The organism is Trichothermofontia sp., from assembly GCF_053493415.1.
Map to the genome: position 1 here is coordinate 1 of NZ_JBRCAD010000041.1, position 17,831 is coordinate 17,831.

The 17,831-nt window shown below is 55.6% G+C and carries 18 protein-coding genes and 1 tRNA gene; 10 read left to right on the plus strand and 9 right to left on the minus strand.

All coding sequences use genetic code 11. From position 1 onward, the window contains the following. On the plus strand, positions 1-391 hold a 391-nt coding region (locus ACWIUF_RS03985), incomplete at its 5' end, for a hypothetical protein (protein WP_448570933.1). Positions 392-694: 303 nt separating this feature from the next. Then, on the plus strand, positions 695-3,211 hold the full coding sequence (locus ACWIUF_RS03990; protein WP_448570934.1) for an ATP-binding protein: 2,517 nt from the start codon (positions 695-697) through the stop codon (positions 3,209-3,211). Positions 3,212-3,220: 9 nt separating this feature from the next. Here the strand turns inward: ACWIUF_RS03990 and ACWIUF_RS03995 are convergent, their stop codons facing one another. Both ACWIUF_RS03995 and cimA read right to left on the minus strand, forming a co-directional pair. Continuing rightward, a complete protein-coding gene (locus tag ACWIUF_RS03995) occupies positions 3,221-4,153 on the minus strand; it encodes a type IV pilin-like G/H family protein (protein ID WP_448570935.1) in 933 nt (310 codons plus the stop codon). Positions 4,154-4,212: 59 nt separating this feature from the next. Then, positions 4,213-5,850, minus strand: coding sequence for a citramalate synthase (gene cimA / locus ACWIUF_RS04000; protein WP_448570936.1), 1,638 nt, complete (start codon positions 5,848-5,850; stop codon positions 4,213-4,215). A 151-nt stretch (positions 5,851-6,001) separates the two neighbouring features. Here cimA and ACWIUF_RS04005 point away from each other — a divergent pair. Further along, positions 6,002-6,073: transfer RNA gene (locus ACWIUF_RS04005), tRNA-Gly, on the plus strand. A 598-nt stretch (positions 6,074-6,671) separates the two neighbouring features. Here the strand turns inward: ACWIUF_RS04005 and pyrR are convergent. The 3 genes from pyrR to ACWIUF_RS04020 are packed head-to-tail and all read right to left on the minus strand — an operon-like array spanning position 6,672 to position 8,673. Beyond that, positions 6,672-7,217: a bifunctional pyr operon transcriptional regulator/uracil phosphoribosyltransferase PyrR gene (pyrR, locus tag ACWIUF_RS04010; RefSeq protein WP_448570937.1), complete on the minus strand. Its 546-nt coding sequence runs from the start codon at positions 7,215-7,217 to the stop codon at positions 6,672-6,674. A 2-nt stretch (positions 7,218-7,219) separates the two neighbouring features. Further along, positions 7,220-8,197, minus strand: coding sequence for an adenosylcobinamide-phosphate synthase CbiB (cbiB, locus tag ACWIUF_RS04015; protein WP_448570938.1), 978 nt, complete (start codon positions 8,195-8,197; stop codon positions 7,220-7,222). A gap of 32 nt (positions 8,198-8,229) precedes the next feature. Next, complete coding sequence (locus tag ACWIUF_RS04020) at positions 8,230-8,673, minus strand: Rrf2 family transcriptional regulator (protein WP_448570939.1); 444 nt, start codon at positions 8,671-8,673, stop codon at positions 8,230-8,232. Between the two features lie 335 nt (positions 8,674-9,008). Here ACWIUF_RS04020 and ACWIUF_RS04025 point away from each other — a divergent pair, with 335 nt between their 5' ends. From ACWIUF_RS04025 to ACWIUF_RS04050, 6 genes are all read left to right on the plus strand, one after another. Continuing rightward, positions 9,009-9,401: an AbrB family transcriptional regulator gene (locus tag ACWIUF_RS04025; RefSeq protein WP_448570940.1), complete on the plus strand. Its 393-nt coding sequence runs from the start codon at positions 9,009-9,011 to the stop codon at positions 9,399-9,401. Positions 9,402-9,752: 351 nt separating this feature from the next. Continuing rightward, the gene (locus ACWIUF_RS04030) at positions 9,753-10,292 is read left to right on the plus strand and encodes an RDD family protein (RefSeq protein WP_448570941.1); all 540 of its coding nucleotides are present in this window, start codon (positions 9,753-9,755) and stop codon (positions 10,290-10,292) included. Between the two features lie 35 nt (positions 10,293-10,327). Continuing rightward, positions 10,328-10,522, plus strand: a complete 195-nt coding sequence (rpmG, locus tag ACWIUF_RS04035; RefSeq protein ID WP_448562710.1) for a 50S ribosomal protein L33 — start codon at positions 10,328-10,330, stop codon at positions 10,520-10,522. Between the two features lie 153 nt (positions 10,523-10,675). Continuing rightward, on the plus strand, positions 10,676-10,894 hold the full coding sequence (gene rpsR, locus ACWIUF_RS04040; RefSeq protein ID WP_448562712.1) for a 30S ribosomal protein S18: 219 nt from the start codon (positions 10,676-10,678) through the stop codon (positions 10,892-10,894). A gap of 104 nt (positions 10,895-10,998) precedes the next feature. After that, positions 10,999-12,342, plus strand: a complete 1,344-nt coding sequence (locus tag ACWIUF_RS04045) for a cytosine deaminase (protein WP_448570942.1) — start codon at positions 10,999-11,001, stop codon at positions 12,340-12,342. Positions 12,343-12,399: 57 nt separating this feature from the next. Continuing rightward, positions 12,400-13,197, plus strand: a complete 798-nt coding sequence (locus tag ACWIUF_RS04050) for a lipoate--protein ligase family protein (RefSeq protein WP_448570943.1) — start codon at positions 12,400-12,402, stop codon at positions 13,195-13,197. Here the strand turns inward: ACWIUF_RS04050 and ACWIUF_RS04055 are convergent. The 4 genes from ACWIUF_RS04055 to ACWIUF_RS04070 all read right to left on the minus strand — a co-directional run bounded on the left by ACWIUF_RS04055 (position 13,183) and on the right by ACWIUF_RS04070 (position 15,648). Continuing rightward, entirely contained in the window at positions 13,183-13,587 is a 405-nt protein-coding gene (locus ACWIUF_RS04055; RefSeq protein WP_448570944.1) for an NIL domain-containing protein, read from the minus strand. The genes ACWIUF_RS04050 and ACWIUF_RS04055 overlap by 15 nt on opposite strands. Positions 13,588-13,593: 6 nt before the next feature. Next, positions 13,594-14,313, minus strand: coding sequence for a pyridoxine 5'-phosphate synthase (locus ACWIUF_RS04060; protein WP_448570945.1), 720 nt, complete (start codon positions 14,311-14,313; stop codon positions 13,594-13,596). Between the two features lie 46 nt (positions 14,314-14,359). Then, entirely contained in the window at positions 14,360-15,025 is a 666-nt protein-coding gene (locus ACWIUF_RS04065; RefSeq protein WP_448570946.1) for a protein-L-isoaspartate(D-aspartate) O-methyltransferase, read from the minus strand. A 488-nt stretch (positions 15,026-15,513) separates the two neighbouring features. Next, positions 15,514-15,648 carry a hypothetical protein gene (locus tag ACWIUF_RS04070; protein ID WP_448570948.1) on the minus strand — a complete coding sequence of 45 codons (135 nt, stop codon included), beginning with the start codon at positions 15,646-15,648 and terminating at the stop codon, positions 15,514-15,516. Between the two features lie 289 nt (positions 15,649-15,937). Between ACWIUF_RS04070 and proS the strand changes: the two genes are divergently transcribed. Beyond that, complete coding sequence (proS, locus tag ACWIUF_RS04075) at positions 15,938-17,767, plus strand: proline--tRNA ligase (RefSeq protein ID WP_448570949.1); 1,830 nt, start codon at positions 15,938-15,940, stop codon at positions 17,765-17,767. Positions 17,768-17,831: the final 64 nt, after the last annotated feature.

Below are 17,831 nucleotides of genomic sequence, written 5' to 3' on the forward strand. Positions count from 1 at the left end.
GCTCCCCCTGCTCCCCCCCGCCCCAGCCGCTAAACTCCGCAAGGGGGCTGAACTGGCCGATGCCGCTTGGGAAGATTTGGCCGAAATTGATCTAGCTACCCTCACTGATATGGATTTCCGGCCTGCCCGCATCTATGTCGGCCTCGGCTTTGTGGGCTTTGCCGCCTTGATGCTGACGCTGCTCATGCTCTACTACCATAGCCTACGTCCCGATCTCATTCTGGTGGATCAAATTCGCCAGTATTGGTATCCCTACATCTTTTTTGTCTGCTTTGGGGTGGCGGGGATGTTCATGCTGGGGCGGGAAGCCATGCGCCCACCCGTAGATCTTGAAGCCCCGATCGCGCCGAGTGCCGAGGGGCAACCGTTGGATATCCCGGACGATCGCTAGATCGCTGGCCTTTAGTGATTGCGGGATTGCGTGATTTAATCGAGGTTCCTTCAAGAACGGGGCGCAGGGAAAGGGGTGCGATCGTCCCCCTCTACCGACAGACAAATCATCTAACCGCTATGATTGACAATATATCAATCCAGTTGCAGCCTTGGGCCGTGTTACTTGTCTTGCCGTTGCCGGCTCCCGGATGAGCCATCGGACGGAATGAATGCTGATTAAGGCATGGTTGCCAAGTCGCTCATTCGCAATTAAAAGACGCGGAGCATCTCCATGAATCACCGTTGAGGTTTAGTAGGACCTATGAATTCCGAGTCATCATTGGCGGAACTACCGTTTGATCTTAGCATGTGTGAGGAAGAACCGATTCACATTCCCGGTTCTATCCAACCCCACGGCATTTTAATCGTGCTGGCAGAACCCGGTCTTGAAATTCTGCAAATTAGTCGGAATACGGACTTATTATTGGGCTACCCGCCCGATGACCTCCTGGGTCAACCCCTCAGCAAGCTACTGAATGCACCACAACTGGCCTTGGTTAACCAAGCCTTAAGTCAGGATCATTTGCCCAGCGTGAATCCGCTAAAGTTAGCGATGGAGACACGGACTGGTGTGGTCCTGGATGGGGTAATGCATCGCAATCCCGATGGCATTCTCATTCTGGAATTATTACCAACTACCGATTCCACCACCCAAATCGCGACGCAAGCCTCTGCTTTTGCATTTTTCCATTTGGTCAAAGCCACCACGCACCATCTGCAACACGCCACTAGCCTCCAGGATCTGTGTGAAATAGCCGCCCGCGAAATTCGACGCTTGAGTGGCTTCGATCGGGTCATGATCTATCGGTTTGATGAGCAAAAAAATGGGGAAGTTATTGTTGACAACAAGCGTGAGGATCTAGAATCCTGGTTACACCTTCATTATCCCGCCGCCGATATCCCCCCCCGCGCCCGATCGCTCTACCAACGCCGCTGGATTCGCCTGATTGCTGATGTGAATTACCAAGCCGCTGAATTAGTGCCGCGCCACTATCCGCTCAATGATACGCCCCTTGACTTAAGTGATGCGATTTTGCGTAGCGTCTCCCCCATTCATGTTGAATACTTGCAAAATATGGAAGTTGGGGCGACGATGACCATCTCCCTACTCAAAGACCATGAACTGTGGGGGTTGATTGCTTGTCATCACTACACACCGCGCTATATTCCCTATGAACTCAGTGCGGCCTGTGAGTTTGTGGGACAGGTGATGTCGATGGAGTTGGCGGCTAAGGAAGCCCTCGCTGATGTGGATTATCGCATCCATCTCAAGTCGCTGCCCGGTCAATTTTTAGAGTGGATGACCACGGAGGCTAATTTTATTGATGGCCTCACCCAACATGAACCAACGCTCTTGGATTTGGTCAGTGCCCAGGGAGCCGCTATTTGTTTTAACGATCGCATTACCCTCGTGGGCACAACCCCGAGCCTACCTGAGATTAAAGCCCTAACCACCTGGCTAGGCCGAACCTGCACCGAACCAATCTTTGCCAGTCATTGCCTGAGCGATCACTATCCCGCCGCTAAGGCATTTAAGGATACCGCCAGTGGCCTACTCGCGATCGCCATTTCCGTACCCCCGCGTAACTATGTGCTGTGGTTCCGCCCGGAGGTGATCCGAACGGTCTATTGGGCGGGCGATCCGCATCGCCCCGTGACAGTGACTCCGGCAGGCGACACACTGCGGCTATCCCCCCGGCGATCGTTCGCCCTGTGGAAGGAAATTGTGCAACTCCAATCCCTACCTTGGCAACCCTGTGAACTGGAAGCAGCCCTAGCCTTACGCCAGGAAATTATTGATATCGTCCTGCGTCAAGCAACGGAACTCGCCCACCTTAACGCTAGCCTGAAGCGATCGGAAGCCTGTCTGCGGGAAAAAGCTGAACAATTAGAAACGGCTTTATATGACCTGCGGCAAACCCAGGCGCAATTGGTTCAAACTGAAAAAATGTCGAGTTTGGGACAGTTAGTGGCAGGTATTGCCCACGAAATTAATAATCCGGTTAATTTTATTCATGGCAACCTTGAACATGCCAATCAGTACACTCAAGATCTCTTAGAATTGTTGCAACTCTTCTTAAAGAAATTTCCCACAGATCCAGAAATCGAAGCCTATATTGAGGATATTGATCTAGAATTTCTCACTGAAGACTTACCTAAGTTGATCAGTTCCATGCAAATTGGAGTCGATCGTATTCAAAAAATTATCATTTCCCTACGTCACTTCTCGCGATTGGATGAGGCTGAGAAAAAGCCTGTGAATGTCCACGAGGGGATTGACAGCACTTTGACGATCTTGAAACATCGCCTGAAAGCAAAGCCAGAATATCCCGCAATTAAAATCACTAAGAACTATGGCGAATTACCCTTAGTGGAGTGCTATGCGGGGCAGTTAAACCAGGTATTTATGAATATCTTGAGTAATGCGATCGATGCTCTAGAGGAAGCCGTTGAGGCCGGAAAATGGTCCCGTGATGTCGCAGAATCGGATACCAGCCCCTACATTAACATCATCACGGAAATGACCGATGATAAGGCTATTCAGATCCGCATTCAAGATAATGCAACGGGTATTCTGCCCGAAGTTCAGGCCCGCTTATTTGATCCCTTCTTTACCAGTAAACCCATTGGCAAAGGGACGGGGTTAGGACTTGCCATCAGCTACCAAATCGTTGTTGAGCGGCATGGGGGAAGCTTGACGTGCCAGTCCCAACCCAATGTGGGGACAGAGTTCACAATTAAAATTCCTCTTCACGCCGATGTTCCCAATGCCGATTGACGGTGGACCTTAATTTAAGGGTTGGGCACCGATCGGGCAACGCACCTGTTGGGGATCTTGCACCGGCATTTGGACCAAGAGGGTCGGCGGGATTGTGGACGGGCGGACACTTTGGCAGAGGGTTGTGCCCACCTGGGATGCTGCCTCCCCTGGGTGGGCAAACACTAGGCTGGTAAAGCTGCGAAGGCCAGGGGTCTTGGCCTGGGCCATGAGGGTAACGCCTAGGGCGGGGTTGGCATCGGGAACAACCATATAGCGATAGAAATCAGTTTCGGGTTCAATGCCTGCCACAAACTCATCTAAGGTGGCAGCAAACTTGTCATACCGTTGATAAAATGCCTCCTGGGCTTGGGCTAAGGCCCCCATATAAAGCTGGGCCTCCCGTTCCCGTGCCTGGTTCTGGCGCTGATCAAAGTCCTGAATCACCCCCGCTTGCGGTGGGGTCGTCGATCGCGACGTTTGCTGGAAGACTAGGACTTGGTCGGTAAAAGCGGTGGGACGTTCATCCCCAGGGGCAACACGGGTCAGTTCTAAGCGCAGTTGACGATCGGGGGTGAGTTCAAAAATAGTCGCGATCGTTTCATTCTGATTCAGAGTCAGGTCGATCTGCATGGGTTGGGTCGCGGGATTCAGACGATAGCGCAGTTCTTCGGCTAGCTTGACCCCCGCCTCAGCATCCAGCAACAGAAAGAGCTTACCCTCTGGGGCAAAGACCAGGGTCATCGCCAGGGCTGGGGTGTGCCATTGCCCTAGGATGGCCTCGGCGATTGATTCCGGGGCGGTCACTGCCAGTGGGTCTGGCGGGGGAACGGGTTCCTTGGCCCAGGTGGGCGTGGCTATCCCCCAGCCACCGCCTGTCAAGACGACGGCGAGGACAACACTTCCCCAGTAACCCAGCGTCGGCCCAGGCGATCGCAACGGGTTGGTCTTGCATGACGGCATGGACGCCCCTCCTCTTCTCCCAATCATCGCCGCGATTCTAACAGGCACTGGGCCAAGCCTCAACTCGGCGTGCCGGGCAGGGTCGGTTGGCCCGTGTGGGCAGTGGTTTGCAGCAGCAGCCCGTACTCAAACCCCTCAATCAGGGCACGGCAGGACGCATCAATGATATTGGTGGACACGCCAACGGTTGTCCAGCGCCGCACCCGATCACTGGCCTCAATGAGGACCCTGGTTTTGGCCCCAGTCCCCGCCGCACCGTCGATAATGCGAACCTTATAGTCGGTCAGATGCCAATCCGCGATCGTGGGGTAGAAAGTCAACAACGCTTTCCGGAGAGCCGCATCCAGCGCCGAAACGGGGCCATTCCCCTCCGCCACCGCCAGGATATCCTGGCCTTCCACCCGTACCTTCACCGTTGCTAGCGCCTCACCCTGGGAACCGCAGTGAACTTGGAACCATTGCAGGTCAAAAAACCGTTGCCGCTGTCCCAACACGTCCCGCATGAGCAGATCAAAGCTAGCTTCGGCGGCCTCAAATTGGTAGCCTTCATTCTCCAAGTCTTTTAGCCGTTGCAAAATTTGGCGACTGGTGGGATCGTGCCGCTCCAGGTGAATGCCAAAGGTGCGGGCCTTGATCAGGATATTGCTCATCCCGGATTGGTCGGAAATGACGATGCGGCGGCTGTTGCCCACCACTTCCGGCGGAATGTGTTCGTAGGTCACCGGGTTGCGTTCTACCGCCGAGACATGAATCCCGCCCTTATGGGCAAAGGCGGACTGGCCCACAAAGGGGGCATGATCATTCGGGGCCAAGTTGACAATTTCACTCGTCGCCCGACTGATGTGGGTAATCTGGGCCATCTGGGTCGGAGGAATACAGTCATACCCCAACTTCAGTTGCAGGTTAGGGATAAGGGTACACAGGTTGGCGTTGCCACACCGTTCCCCATAGCCGTTGATCGTGCCCTGCACCATTGTGACCCCGGCTTCCACCGCTGCGATCGCATTGGCCACCGCTGTCCCCGCATCATTGTGGGTGTGGATACCGAGGCGAGGCTGCGGGGTATTGGCTCCCTGGGGATTAAGATGCAGTGCCGTCATCACCTCCGCCACAATACGCGTAATGTCACGGGGTAAACTGCCCCCATTGGTGTCGCAAAAGACCAGCCATTCGGCCCCCGCTGCGATCGCGGTTTTCAGGGTTGCTAGGGCATAGCCAGGGTTGGCCCGATAGCCATCAAACCAATGCTCGGCATCATAGATGACCCGCCGGTTCTGGCGACGCAGGTAGGCGATCGTATCGTCGATCATGGCCAGATTTTCGTCGAGCGTTGTCTTTAAACCTTCCGTAACGTGGAGATCCCAGGATTTGCCAAAAATGGTGACCCAGCGGGTCCCGGCAGACAGCAAGGGTTGCAAGAGGGAATCGGCAGCGGCTGTAGTATGGGGGCGACGGGTGGAACAAAAGGCAACTGGCTCGGCCTGGGTAAGCGGTTCCTCGCGCAAACGCCAGAAGAACTGGACATCCTTGGGATTCGCCCCTGGCCAGCCCCCTTCAATGAAAGGCACCCCTAGCTGATCCAAAAGGCGAGCAATGCGGAGTTTATCCTCCAGGGAGAGGGACAAGCCTTCGCGTTGGGCACCATCGCGCAGCGTTGTATCGTAGAGCCAAAGCCGAGGCGCAACATCGAAAGTCATGGCAGATACGCTGAAGTTAGGATCACACGCCCTCATTGTAGGCAAGCGATCGGGGAAAGGCGAAAATCTACCAAGCTCCTTTACAATGCCCACCAGTGCGCTATGATAGAAAGTCCCACAGTACCGGTTAAACACCCGGTGGTGCCAGGTTGCGGGCGTAATTCAGTGGTAGAATGTCAGCTTCCCAAGCTGAACGTCGTGGGTTCGAGTCCCATCGCCCGCTTAGAGCGAAACCTATACACAGCAAGGGTTTCATGCTATCTGTCACGATGAGCAGGGTAGATGAAAGGTCTACTATCTACCCTAATTGTCTACCGTATGTCTACCGCCGTAGACATACGGCATTACCCGGTCAATAATCTAAGCTTATTAACTACATAAGTCAACCTAATCTTAAATCTTAGATGCCCTATATATATGGATATATAGGGACAGGGTAGGCACTAGAGCTAATTAGGTAAAAAAACTATCCTGTGGCCAGACATCACCGTATACCCATCAGGGCACCTCGAAAAATACAAATCTTGCGCTCATAAGCAACGTAATCTCGTCAGCACTTCCCTACTCGGTGAGGTACAGGCAAGGGGCTTAAGCCCCTTGTTCGCAAGGCTTGATAGTACTTCATTAGAGAGGAAACGGCTATATCTCTAGAAGCCTGATTACCCAAGTATTTTAAGGCTAAAGCTATCAGCTAGGTCAATGAAAGAAATAAGCCTAGTTTAGGGTAGGCGGTGCGGAGGGATGGGGCAACTCCTCCCACGGGTAGCCTATAGGCCAATGGTATTGAGGCTGGCGTGCAAGTTGGGGGATTGTTGCGGCAGTTAATTATCAGGCCGGGGGATCAGATCGACCCCATCCCGGCCATCCAGATCTTGCAAATAAACTTTCACTTTTTCTTCCTTGGCCGTGGGCAGTTGGCGACCCGTGAAGTCGGGTTGGATGGGTAAATCCCGATGACCACGATCGACTAAAACAGCTAGACGAATCGCACTGGGACGGCCATAGTCCGTAATGGCATTTAGGGCTGCCCGGATGGTACGCCCCTTATAAATCACATCATCCACCAGCACCACCAATTTATGGGCTAAATCAACCGGCAGGTCGGTCTTAGCCGGGGTGCGCAAACCAATTTGATCCAAATCATCCCGATAAAAGGTGATATCAAGGGCACCAACGGGTACCGATATCTGTTCGAGTAACTCAATTTGGCGGGCCAAACTCTGGGCTAGGGGGACCCCCCGTGTGTAAATCCCAACTAGGACTAGCTGGGAGAGATCCCCCGCCTTTTCGATAATCTCTGAGGCCATCCGGTTTACCGTGCGGCGGAGTTCCTCAGCGGAGAGAATCTCGACAACTTCATGGGCCATGATTAATTTCGCAATAGTACGATCGGGACAGCGATCAGATAAACTAGCAGCAGCCCCAACCAAATTAAAAAGCAAAACCGGGTCAGTTGCAGCGCCCGATCCACGATCGCAGGGGTAATGGGTTGGCTTGGGTCGCCCAAATAGGGCTTCCGTTTGACGGTTCCTCTATATATATTAATACCCCCAAGTTGTACCCCTAGGACCGCTGCATAGGCGCATTCACTCCATCCGGAGTTGGGACTGGGATCAGCCGGCGCATCCCGTTGACAAATGGACCAAATATATTTAGGATTTCCCGATAAAATCGCTAGGGTGAAAACCGTCAAACGACAAGGAAGCCAGGTCAGGGCATCTTCCAGACGGGCACTAAACCAACCCAAATCTGTATAGGGAAGATCGCGATAGCCCACCATTGAATCCAGGGTACTCGCAGCTTTGTAGGCCATGGCGAGGGGAACGGGTCCGATCGCTGGAATCATCGCCCCTAAACCCGCATAAAAAAGGGGAGCTAACACCCCGTCCGTTGCATTTTCTGCTACGGTTTCTAAAACCGCCCGTAGAATTTCTGGCTCAGTTAGGTTGGCGGTTTCCCGCCCCACATAGCGACTTAAACGATCGCGGGCTAATGTCACATCCCCCGCCATCAGGGGCTGCAAAACCGCCTCAGCCGCTCGCCTTAAACTGCGTCCGGCCAAACAACTTGCCAGGAGAACAATTGCGCCAGTCTGCCCTAACCACGGATGCACCCGAGCTAGGCTTGCTAGCAGCAAGGTACTCATCAGACCACTACCGATAATTAACCCTAGGGCTAATCCAACCCCCGCAAGGCGATAGGAAACCCCCAATGGTTTTGTCGGCGATCGCGCCAGGAAGAAGCCCACATAGTGACGGATGATCCAGCCCATAAACTGCACCGGATGGGGCCAAGACCCCGGATCGGCGATCGCATAGTCCAGAAGCGCAGCTAATCCCAGAACCATTCCTGCCTCAAAGCCCAAGATCCCTATCCCCCCTAGATGATAAAGTTAGTTTCTTCCCCTTGAGCCGCTTGCCAACTGCGGGCATCATAGTAAAGATCTTCGAGAGAAATGCTATACAATGCTTCCTTAAGTTTTTGGTGCAAGCGATGCCAGAGGCTCACCGTCACCCAGTCGCCGGCTTGGCTGCTGGTCGGTGTAAAACCCGCGAGGGGTTCTAGGGTCTCACCGACGGCTTCCAGAATTTGTCCAACTGAAATTTGGGCCGGTGGACGCGCCAGTTGATAGCCACCTTGCACACCCCGGAGCGATCGGACAATGCCGACACGTCGCAGCTCAATTAGCAGCTTTTCCAAATAGGGAGCTGGGATCTCTTGGCGTTGAGCGATGTTTTTTACGGATGCGGGGCCATAGTCCGGTTGGAGACTTAAATCTAGCAGGGCTTTCACACTATAGTGACCACGGGTTGTTAATTTCATCGCCAATATCCAGCAACACCTTACCGCATTCTAGGCTGAAAGATTGAGCGTGTGGGCTAGCCTCTCTACACCCTCTTCGCCTACCTTGGTGGCGCGATTTTAGCGAGGGGGTGGTTAATGAGCGACAGGAATACTCAACCCTTGACGATCCTTCCCGGTAAACGGTCACCAATCTGATAGAAATTTGACAAAAAATAGTTGCTTTTACGCAAAAGATTAGAACATTCGTGTACTATGATAGAAACGCAAGGCTAACTGTGAGTTGGTCACTAATACTAGAGATCGAACAGTTAGGCGAGTATGTCCCCTTCCATTACCCTTTGAGTTTTGTATTAATGGCTAAGAAGAAGAAGACGGAACAACCCTTGACCGGGGAAGAACTGCTAGCCCGCGTAAAGGATCTCGATCACCTGAGCAAGGAAGACAAGGCGAGGGCCTGTGGTTACTACACCCAGACGAAGAACGGCATCGATCGTGTCAATATGATGAAATTCCTCAATGCCCTACTAGAGGCGGAGGGATTGGATCTCGAAAGCAAGCAAAATGGCAATGGCCGTGGTGGTCGCAGTGCCAGCTACCGGATTACGGTACAAGCCAATGGCAACCTATTGATTGGGGCTGCCTACACCAAACAAATGGGACTACAACCCGGGGATGAATTCGAGATTTCCCTCGGTCGTAAGCACATCCATCTCAAACAAGTTGGCAGTTCGGATGCAGAAGATTAGTCTGTCAACGACGACCGCTGTTATTCAATTTCAGTAGCTCAAAAACAGTTGTGGGGTAGGCATCTTGCCTGCCACTCAGACAGCCGAGACGGCTATCCCACTTTGAAGGGCTGCTTGACCGGTCGCCTGCCACTCAGACAGCCGAGACGGCTATCCCACTTTGAAGGGGTAATCGAGTGGATTCTGATGACTAATTTTAGAATGCTTTTTCTAGGAGGCTGGTCGGCGTTACGGATGCGCGACGATCGGGCGCGACCAACATTCATGCTACCCGAAACCACGCTTGGCCTGTCGATAGCTGCTTTTTTCTGCTATTGATGAGGAGGAAAATTGGGGTAGAGGAATGCCAGTATGGCTATGCCACGTTACCGCGATCGCCTACCCAGGGTCCCCCCCGGACGACGGGGGGGGGCACTCGCCATTGATTTTGTGTTGGTGTGGCTCCTGAGTAGCTTTTTTGGGCCGTTCTGGCAGATACCGGCCTACATTTGCCTATGGCTCGGTGCCCGCGTCCTTTGGGTATCTCGCAATCAGGGTCAGAGTTTGGGACGCTGGGCGTTGGATATGAAGGTGGTGAATGAACGCTACGGCAGAGTGCCCGGTTTGTTAGATCTGGCCAAGCGGGAAGCGATTATTGGGGCCTGTACACTCTTGCTCGTCATCAGCGTTAATAATTTGATTCGACCCACGGGGATACTGAATGGGGCTGTGTTGCTAGCTGTCATTCCCCTGTTGGGGGATGTGGGGCTGGCGTTTGGGGATGTGGAGAAGCGGCAAGCCTTCCACGATCGCATGGCTGGGACGATCGTGGTCCAAACCCGACGGGGGTACTCTCTGGACTTAAAACTGAAACGATTAGTTGCTCAATTTCGCCAACGTGTGCGAAGATAGAAGACTGTGCCAGTTTGAGCTAGAGTCCGGGTATCATGGCTAAAAACAAGGGAGTTCGGATTGTAATTACGCTGGAGTGTACGGAATGTCGGACCAATCCCGACAAACGCTCTCCAGGGGTGTCTCGCTATACGACGATGAAAAATCGCCGCAACACCACAGCGCGGTTAGAACTGAAAAAGTTTTGCCCCCACTGCAATAAGCACACGGTTCATAAAGAGATTAAGTAGCCAGGGATTCAGTAGACCAGGGACGCAATTGCGGTGATGAGTCGCATCTAGGGTCGGCTGCCGGTCCCTAGCGCTGGCATCACTTATCTTAATTTCTGGCGTTACAGTTGCTTGAGACAGTCACCTTAACAGTTGCCTTAACAGTGTGAAATTATGACCTCCTATTTCCGTCGTCGGGTATCGCCGATCAAACCAGATGAGCCGATCGATTACAAAGATATCGATTTGCTGCGTAAGTTCATCACCGAACGGGGCAAGATTTTACCCCGCCGCATTACCGGGCTGACAGCGAAACAGCAACGTCACCTGACCATTGCGATTAAACGGGCACGCCTGTTGGCTTTGCTCCCCTTCATCAATAAGGAAGGCTAGTCAACCTGGCCACGCATAATTTTGGCGTTGTGAGCAGGGGCAATGTAACGTTGTCCCTGTTTTGTTGTTGGTTGTCATCCCTTGCGCGAGACCGCTAGCGAGTCATGGACACGGATCATTACTGGGTAGTGAATGCCAGCATCCCGGTTTCGTTGCTGCGCGATGTTCCGCCTGGGGCAGAGCAACTGGCCAATGCGGAACACTTGCTCCGGTTGCATGTGGAAATTCAAGCGGGCGCGATCGTCACGCTCACTCCCACGCTCCCAACGGATGGTCGCCCCCAGCTTGATCTGCGCGGGGGACAACTTTGGCCCTGTTTCATCGATCTGCATACCCATTTGGACAAGGGCCATATCTGGCCCCGTGCGAGCAACCCCGATGGCACCTTTGCGCAGGCGGTTACGGCCTGCCAAATCGATGCCCAAACCCACTGGCAAGCTGAGGATCTCTATCGGCGGATGACCTTTGGGCTTGAGTGTAGTTATGCCCACGGGACCCAAGCAATCCGGACGCATTTAGATTCCTGGGGGGAGCAGGCGGCCATCAGTTGGGCCGTGTTTCGGCAGTTACGGGATGAGTGGGCCGATCGCATTACCCTCCAGGCGGCTTCGCTAGTTACCCTCGATCACTACGCCGGTACGCCGGGGGAAGCCCTAGCGGATTGGGTGGCAACAGCGGGGGGGATTTTAGGTGGGGTGGTCTATCCCCATCCGGATTGGGTCGCCCAGATTGAGCGCGTGTTGGCGCTGGCCCGCGATCGGGGGGTAGATGTAGATTTTCATGTCGATGAAACCGGTGATGCCGCCGTGAGCGCTTTATCCCTAATTGCGGAGGCTGCATTACGCCATCAATTCCCGGGGCAAATTGTGTGTGGGCATTGCTGTAGTTTGGCCATGCAACCCTCGGCCCAGGTCCAAGCCACGATCGCCCAGGTCCAGGCCGCAGGGATTGGCATTGTGAGTTTACCCCAATGTAATCTTTACCTTCAGGGGCGCTTACCGGGCCAAACGCCTCGCTGGCGAGGGGTCACCTTAGTGCACGAGTTAGCCCAGGCAGGGGTCCCCGTCGCCTTGGCCAGTGACAATTGCCGTGATCCGTTCCATGCCTTTGGCGATCACGATGTCCTAGAGGTGTTTGCCCAGGCGGTCAAAATTGCCCACCTCGATCACCCGTTCGCCGCCTGGTGTCCTAGCGTCACCGCTATCCCGGCCCGATTGATGGGGTTAGCTAACCGGGGCACCATTGGGGTGGGCGTACCTGCCGACTTGATCGGCTTTCGGGGACGGGGGTTTACCGAATTGCTTGCGCGATCGCAGCACGATCGCCAGGTGATTCGGGCGGGCAAGCTCATCGCGGCTCCCTTGCCAGACTATGCCCTACTGGATGATCTCATGGCCGGTTTCCCCCATCCCCCTGCTCCTGATCCCGCAATGGACAAGGGGGCGTAGCAGACAGGTGGTTACGTCGTCCACCCCAAACTCTCTAGCCATCCACTCAAGACAGCTATGGCAACCCAGACTTGGCGATTCATTCCCCTCCTGTCCGCAACCGGGGCACAACAGATGGCGATCGATCGCTGGCTGCTGGACCAACATTACCGGGGCTTACACCCCCCCACCCTGCGGTTTTATACCTGGTCCCCGATCGCGATTTCCCTCGGCTACCACCAACGCCACTGGCCGCCGGCCTGGGACACCCTGACCTGGCAGGGGCAAGGGGTCGATCGGGTGCGACGCCCCACGGGGGGACGGGCTGTTTTGCACCAGGGGGATCTGACCTATGCCCTCATCACCTCCGTAATGGGCGACGACTCCCCAGTGGGGATGCGACGCGATCGCTGCCAAGCCTATCGCCACCTGTGTGGGTTTTTGATCCGGGGCTGGCAAGCCCTCGGCCTCGATTTGCACTATGGCACCGCCGGAGGGGGGTACGCCCAGCAGACCAACTGCTTTGGCCTCGCCACCGCTGCCGACCTCGTGTTAGCCGATGGGACCAAGTTTATTGGAAGTGCCCAGCTACGCCGGGGCCAATCCCTACTGCAACATGGATCGATCCGGCTGAATCCTGATCCGGAGTTATACGCCACTGTCTTTGGGACGCCCCTAGGGCCAGCCGCCCGATCGCCCCAGCTTCTGTCCGGGGCAAGTCTCCCCCAACTCGCCCATCTGGACCTTGAGACCATCATCGCTGCCCTCGCCCAGGCCGCGAGCGATTGCTTTGGGGTTACCCTCCAGCCCCAACCCCTCAGCCCCGCCGAATGGGCAATGATCGAGCCAACAATCGCCAGTCTAGAGGTTGGTTGAAATGGCCTGCACGGGGCAGGTGGGAATGCACTGTTCGCACAGGACACAGCGCGATCGCGTAAAATTCAACCGAAAGGTTTGGGGGTCCAGGCTGAGGGCTTCCGTGGGGCAAACCCCCGTACACAGCCCACAATGGACGCAGACCGCCTCATCAATCAAAATTTCCCGACTGGCGATCGCCACCCCAATATCCTGGGTTCGCATCCAGTCGATCGCCGCCTCCAGCTCATCAATATCCCCAGACAGTTCGACAACCAGTTTTCCGACCTGGTTGGGGGCCACCTGCGCCCGGATGATGTTGGCAGCCACATTAAAATCCTTGGCCAGACGATAGGTGATCGGCATGTGGACCGAGCGTTTGGGGAAGGTAAGGGTAACGCGCTTTTTCACCAGAGCCTACTCCCCGCGCATGGCCTGCTTCATCTCCCGTACCGCCCGCTCCATGCCGACTAATGCGGCGCGACTGATGATGGTATGACCAATATTCAACTCCTCCATCCCAGGGATACGAGCCACCGGATAAACATTCCAATAGGTCAGGCCATGTCCCGCATTCACCCGCAGTCCTAGGGCGATCGCCTGCTCACAGCCCGTGCTTAATACCTGTAATTCCCGCTGCTGGCTGAGGGCATCCCTTGCTTCGGCATAGGGACCTGTATGGAGTTCAATAAATTTGGCCCCGATCGCAGCAGCAGCTTGAATTTGCGTCGTATCGGCATCAATAAAGAGACTCACCGGCATCCCCGCCGTTTGTAAGGTCGTGACCACCTGACGCAGGCGATCGGGCTGACTGGCCACATCCAGCCCCCCCTCGGTCGTGACTTCTTCGCGGCGCTCCGGCACCAGGGTCACATAATCGGGCTTTACGCTGAGGGCGATCGCCACCATTTCGTCCGTGGCCGCCATTTCCAGATTCAAATGGGTGCGCACAGTTTGGCGGAGGAGTTGGATATCGCGGTCCTGAATATGCCGCCGATCTTCCCGCAGGTGGGCTGTGATGCCATCGGCTCCCGCTAGTTCAGCCAAGACGGCAGCCGCAATGGGGTCTGGTTCCACCGTCCGCCTTGCTTGCCGAATAGTCGCAATGTGATCAATATTGACGCCTAAAGTCGGCATCCTGCCCCTCCTGAACTCACAGCACCATCATAGGCAAACTTGGTTCCTAAGGGCAGTCCCCAGGGCCGTGCGACAGCCCCGCCACCATCGGCACAAATTGCACCGGTAAGGTCGTTTCTAGGTGCAAGCCCTGCGGTGTCTGGGTAATGACCTGGATATCCTGGTGCCCTTCCCCTACCGGGATGACCAACCTGCCCTGGGGAGCCAGTTGGGCCAAAAGGGCAGTGGGGATTTCACGGGGAGCCGCCGTGACCACGATCGCATCGTAGGGGGCAAACTCTGGCCATCCCTGGTAGCCGTCGGCCACGCGGATGTGGCTATTGGTATAGCCTAAATGCTGGAGGGTCGCCTGTGCCCGCTCAGCGAGGGCTGGAATTCGTTCAACGCTATAGACTTCCCGTGCTAATTCGGCCAGAATGGCTGCCTGGTAGCCCGAACCCGTCCCAATCTCTAGGACGATCGCGGTGGGACTAAGCTGGGCGGCGGCGGTCATGTAAGCCACGATATAAGGTTGGGAGATGGTTTGGCCCTGGCTGATGGGCAACGCATGATCGGTATAGGCCGCATCGATCCAGGCAGGGTCAACAAACCGATGGCGAGGAACACGGCGCAGAGCCGCCAGTACACGCGGGTCCGTAATGCCCCGATGCTGGATTTGTTGCGTCACCATTTCTAGGCGACGGAGTTGCAATTCCGGTTCCAGGGTTGCCATGCTGTCCGTATCTGGTGACCTGGCTCCAGATGAACGCGATCGCCACGGTCGACCGCCCATCAAAATAGTTTGTAGTAGCACTATGCCCTCCATCCCCGCCTCCTTGCCCACAAGACCTAGGGGTGCGGATCATCGTTGCCTGTTTCCGAAGGGCCGGTTTTAAGTGGGGATAGGGCGTCTCAGCAGGCCCGGAAGTAGACGAATGGCCAAGGCTGAGACGAGCGGTCCCGCTACTGCTACCACTTGTGCTGACCAGAGCCACGGTGGGCCTGCGTCTCCACTGACCATGACCACTTGGCCTTCCGATTCATCCAGGTGAATTTCATCCACTGCTGGGGTTGAGTCATGGTACGCTCAAGGGTGGTGAATCGGGCTTCGCTCGCGGCATTGCGCCTATCCCCCCACCCCAGATGGGGCCTCTCATCCCCTAGGTGGAGCTTCTCCTGCTAACGCCAACGGTCAGTTCCCAGCCCTATGGCTATGACGGGTTAACCGCCTTTAGGGCGTCCGACATAGCTACCGCGATCGCGGTGCCGAAAGATCGTCGTTGAGTGGCGCATGATTTGGCGGGCATGTTCTTTCAACGATTGTAAGTGTTGTTTTAAGGCCCGATGCATCTTCATCTCTTCGCCTCCTGCATGGCGTGGCTGGCAAAGCGGTCCTCTGGTATTTGCCTTAGGGGCCAGTGCGCTCCTCTCCCTCCTCCCACGGCAACCTATTGCCTGTTTTTAACCGGAGCTGGTATGGCTATACTTCTATTCTGGCAAATTTTTAGGCGGCTGTCTCAGGGTTGGACTGTGGTTATCCTCCAGACGCTTGACGCTGGGGAACTTGCCCGTAAGGATTAGAGATGGCGAATCAAGATGGCCTCACGCCGCGATCATCGCCACGATCAACACGGAACCCAGACCTATGCGCCTCTCTCAAATGCTCTTCGTCACCCTGCGGGAAGCCCCAGCGGATGCCGAAATCCCCAGCCACCAACTCCTCCTGCGGGCTGGGTATATTCGTCGCATTGCCAGAGGGGTCTACGCCTACCTCCCGTTCATGTGGCGCGTCTTGCAAAAAGTCTCCCGGATCGTGCGCGAAGAAATGGACGCTACGGGTGCCCAGGAGTGCCTCCTGCCCCAACTCCAGCCCGCTGACCTTTGGCGCGAATCGGGCCGCTGGGATACCTACACCCAGGCCGAAGGGATTATGTTCTCCCTGCGCGATCGCTGGGACCGGGAAATGAGCCTTGGCCCCACCCATGAAGAAGTGATCACCACGATCGCCCGTGAGATGATCCGCTCCTATCGCCAGTTGCCCCTGCACCTGTACCAATTGCAAACTAAATTCCGCGACGAAATTCGCCCCCGGTTTGGCCTGATGCGGGGCCGCGAATTCATCATGAAGGACGGCTACTCCTTCCACGCCAATGAGGAGAGCCTGAAACAAACCTACGCCGACATGGATCGGGCCTACCGCAATATGTTCCGCCGCTGTGGGTTGCAATTCCGGGCCGTCGAAGCCGACTCCGGGGCGATCGGCGGTTCCGGCTCGCAGGAATTCATGGTTCTGGCCGATGCCGGAGAAGATGAGGTCCTCTACACCGAGGATGGGAAATACTCCGCCAACGTTGAAAAAGCCGTCTCCCTGCCCCCTGATCCCCTGCCGTCACCGTTTAAGACCTACGAAAAAGTTCCGACTCCGAACACGGAAACGATCACCCAAATGTGCGCAGTTCTCCAGTGCGATCCCACCCAAGTTGTCAAAGATGTCCTGTATCAGGCGGTTTACGACAACGGGTTGACCGTATTGGCGATCGTCAGCATTCGCGGCGACCAGGATATCAACGAAGTCAAACTGCAAAATGAACTGGTGAAACGGGCCGACACCTACGGGGCCAAAACCATCCTCGCCCTCACCGTGCCTGATGCCAGCACCCAGGCCAAATGGGCCGCCCAACCCCTGCCCCTCGGTTATATCGCCCCCGATCTGCCCGACAGCTATATCGCCCCAGCCAAAGATGTTCATCCCATGTTCCTGCGTCTGGTCGATCGCACCGCCGTTGATCTGAAAAACTTTGCCACCGGGGCCAACGAGGTCGATTTCCATGTCGTCGGGGCCAACTGGGGTGAACACTTTACCCTGCCGGAAGTTGTCGATGTGCGCAAGGCGTGTGCGGGCGATCGCGCTGTCCATGATCCCAGCCAAACCTTGCACAGTGCCCGTGGCATCGAAGTGGGCCATATCTTCCAACTGGGCACCAAATACTCCCAGGCAATGGGCGCGACCTTCACCGACGAAGACGGTACTGAACGGCCCCTGGTCATGGGTTGCTACGGTGTGGGCGTCTCCCGCTTAGCCCAAGCCGCCGTAGAGCAATCCTTCGATGCCGATGGGATTATCTGGCCCGTGGCGATCGCCCCCTACCACGCGATTATCGTCGTCCCCAACATCGGCGATGCCCAACAGGTCGAAGTGGCGGAAACCCTTTACGCCGAACTGAATCAAGCCGGGGTGGAAACCCTCCTTGACGATCGCGACGAACGGGCCGGAGTCAAATTCAAAGACGCCGATCTCATTGGCATCCCCTACCGCATTGTCACCGGGCGATCGCTGAAACAGGGCAAAGTGGAAATCGTTACCCGTGCCACCAAAGCCGCCCAGGAAGTCGCCATTCGCGAGGTAGCCGCGACCCTTAAGCAGTGGATAGCAGTCGCAAGTGGCCACTCTCCTGACGCTGCTGACGGTCGTTGACCCGCTGATGGTGACGATCACCACGTGGGTGGCATAGCGTGGCGTACAAGCACCGCTACTCGTT

What these genes read in the sequence shown, in the direction of transcription:
- ACWIUF_RS03990 (WP_448570934.1), top strand. Translation starts at nt 695, where the DNA reads ATGAATTCCGAGTCATCATTGGCGGAACTACCGTTTGATCTTAGCATG.
- ACWIUF_RS03995 (WP_448570935.1), bottom strand. Translation starts at nt 4,153, where the DNA reads ATGCCGTCATGCAAGACCAACCCGTTGCGATCGCCTGGGCCGACGCTG.
- cimA (WP_448570936.1), bottom strand. Translation starts at nt 5,850, where the DNA reads ATGACTTTCGATGTTGCGCCTCGGCTTTGGCTCTACGATACAACGCTG.
- pyrR (WP_448570937.1), bottom strand. Translation starts at nt 7,217, where the DNA reads ATGGCCCATGAAGTTGTCGAGATTCTCTCCGCTGAGGAACTCCGCCGC.
- cbiB (WP_448570938.1), bottom strand. Translation starts at nt 8,197, where the DNA reads ATGGTTCTGGGATTAGCTGCGCTTCTGGACTATGCGATCGCCGATCCG.
- ACWIUF_RS04020 (WP_448570939.1), bottom strand. Translation starts at nt 8,673, where the DNA reads ATGAAATTAACAACCCGTGGTCACTATAGTGTGAAAGCCCTGCTAGAT.
- ACWIUF_RS04025 (WP_448570940.1), top strand. Translation starts at nt 9,009, where the DNA reads ATGGCTAAGAAGAAGAAGACGGAACAACCCTTGACCGGGGAAGAACTG.
- ACWIUF_RS04030 (WP_448570941.1), top strand. Translation starts at nt 9,753, where the DNA reads ATGGCTATGCCACGTTACCGCGATCGCCTACCCAGGGTCCCCCCCGGA.
- rpmG (WP_448562710.1), top strand. Translation starts at nt 10,328, where the DNA reads ATGGCTAAAAACAAGGGAGTTCGGATTGTAATTACGCTGGAGTGTACG.
- rpsR (WP_448562712.1), top strand. Translation starts at nt 10,676, where the DNA reads ATGACCTCCTATTTCCGTCGTCGGGTATCGCCGATCAAACCAGATGAG.
- ACWIUF_RS04045 (WP_448570942.1), top strand. Translation starts at nt 10,999, where the DNA reads ATGGACACGGATCATTACTGGGTAGTGAATGCCAGCATCCCGGTTTCG.
- ACWIUF_RS04050 (WP_448570943.1), top strand. Translation starts at nt 12,400, where the DNA reads ATGGCAACCCAGACTTGGCGATTCATTCCCCTCCTGTCCGCAACCGGG.
- ACWIUF_RS04060 (WP_448570945.1), bottom strand. Translation starts at nt 14,313, where the DNA reads ATGCCGACTTTAGGCGTCAATATTGATCACATTGCGACTATTCGGCAA.
- ACWIUF_RS04065 (WP_448570946.1), bottom strand. Translation starts at nt 15,025, where the DNA reads ATGGCAACCCTGGAACCGGAATTGCAACTCCGTCGCCTAGAAATGGTG.
- ACWIUF_RS04070 (WP_448570948.1), bottom strand. Translation starts at nt 15,648, where the DNA reads ATGAAGATGCATCGGGCCTTAAAACAACACTTACAATCGTTGAAAGAA.
- proS (WP_448570949.1), top strand. Translation starts at nt 15,938, where the DNA reads ATGCGCCTCTCTCAAATGCTCTTCGTCACCCTGCGGGAAGCCCCAGCG.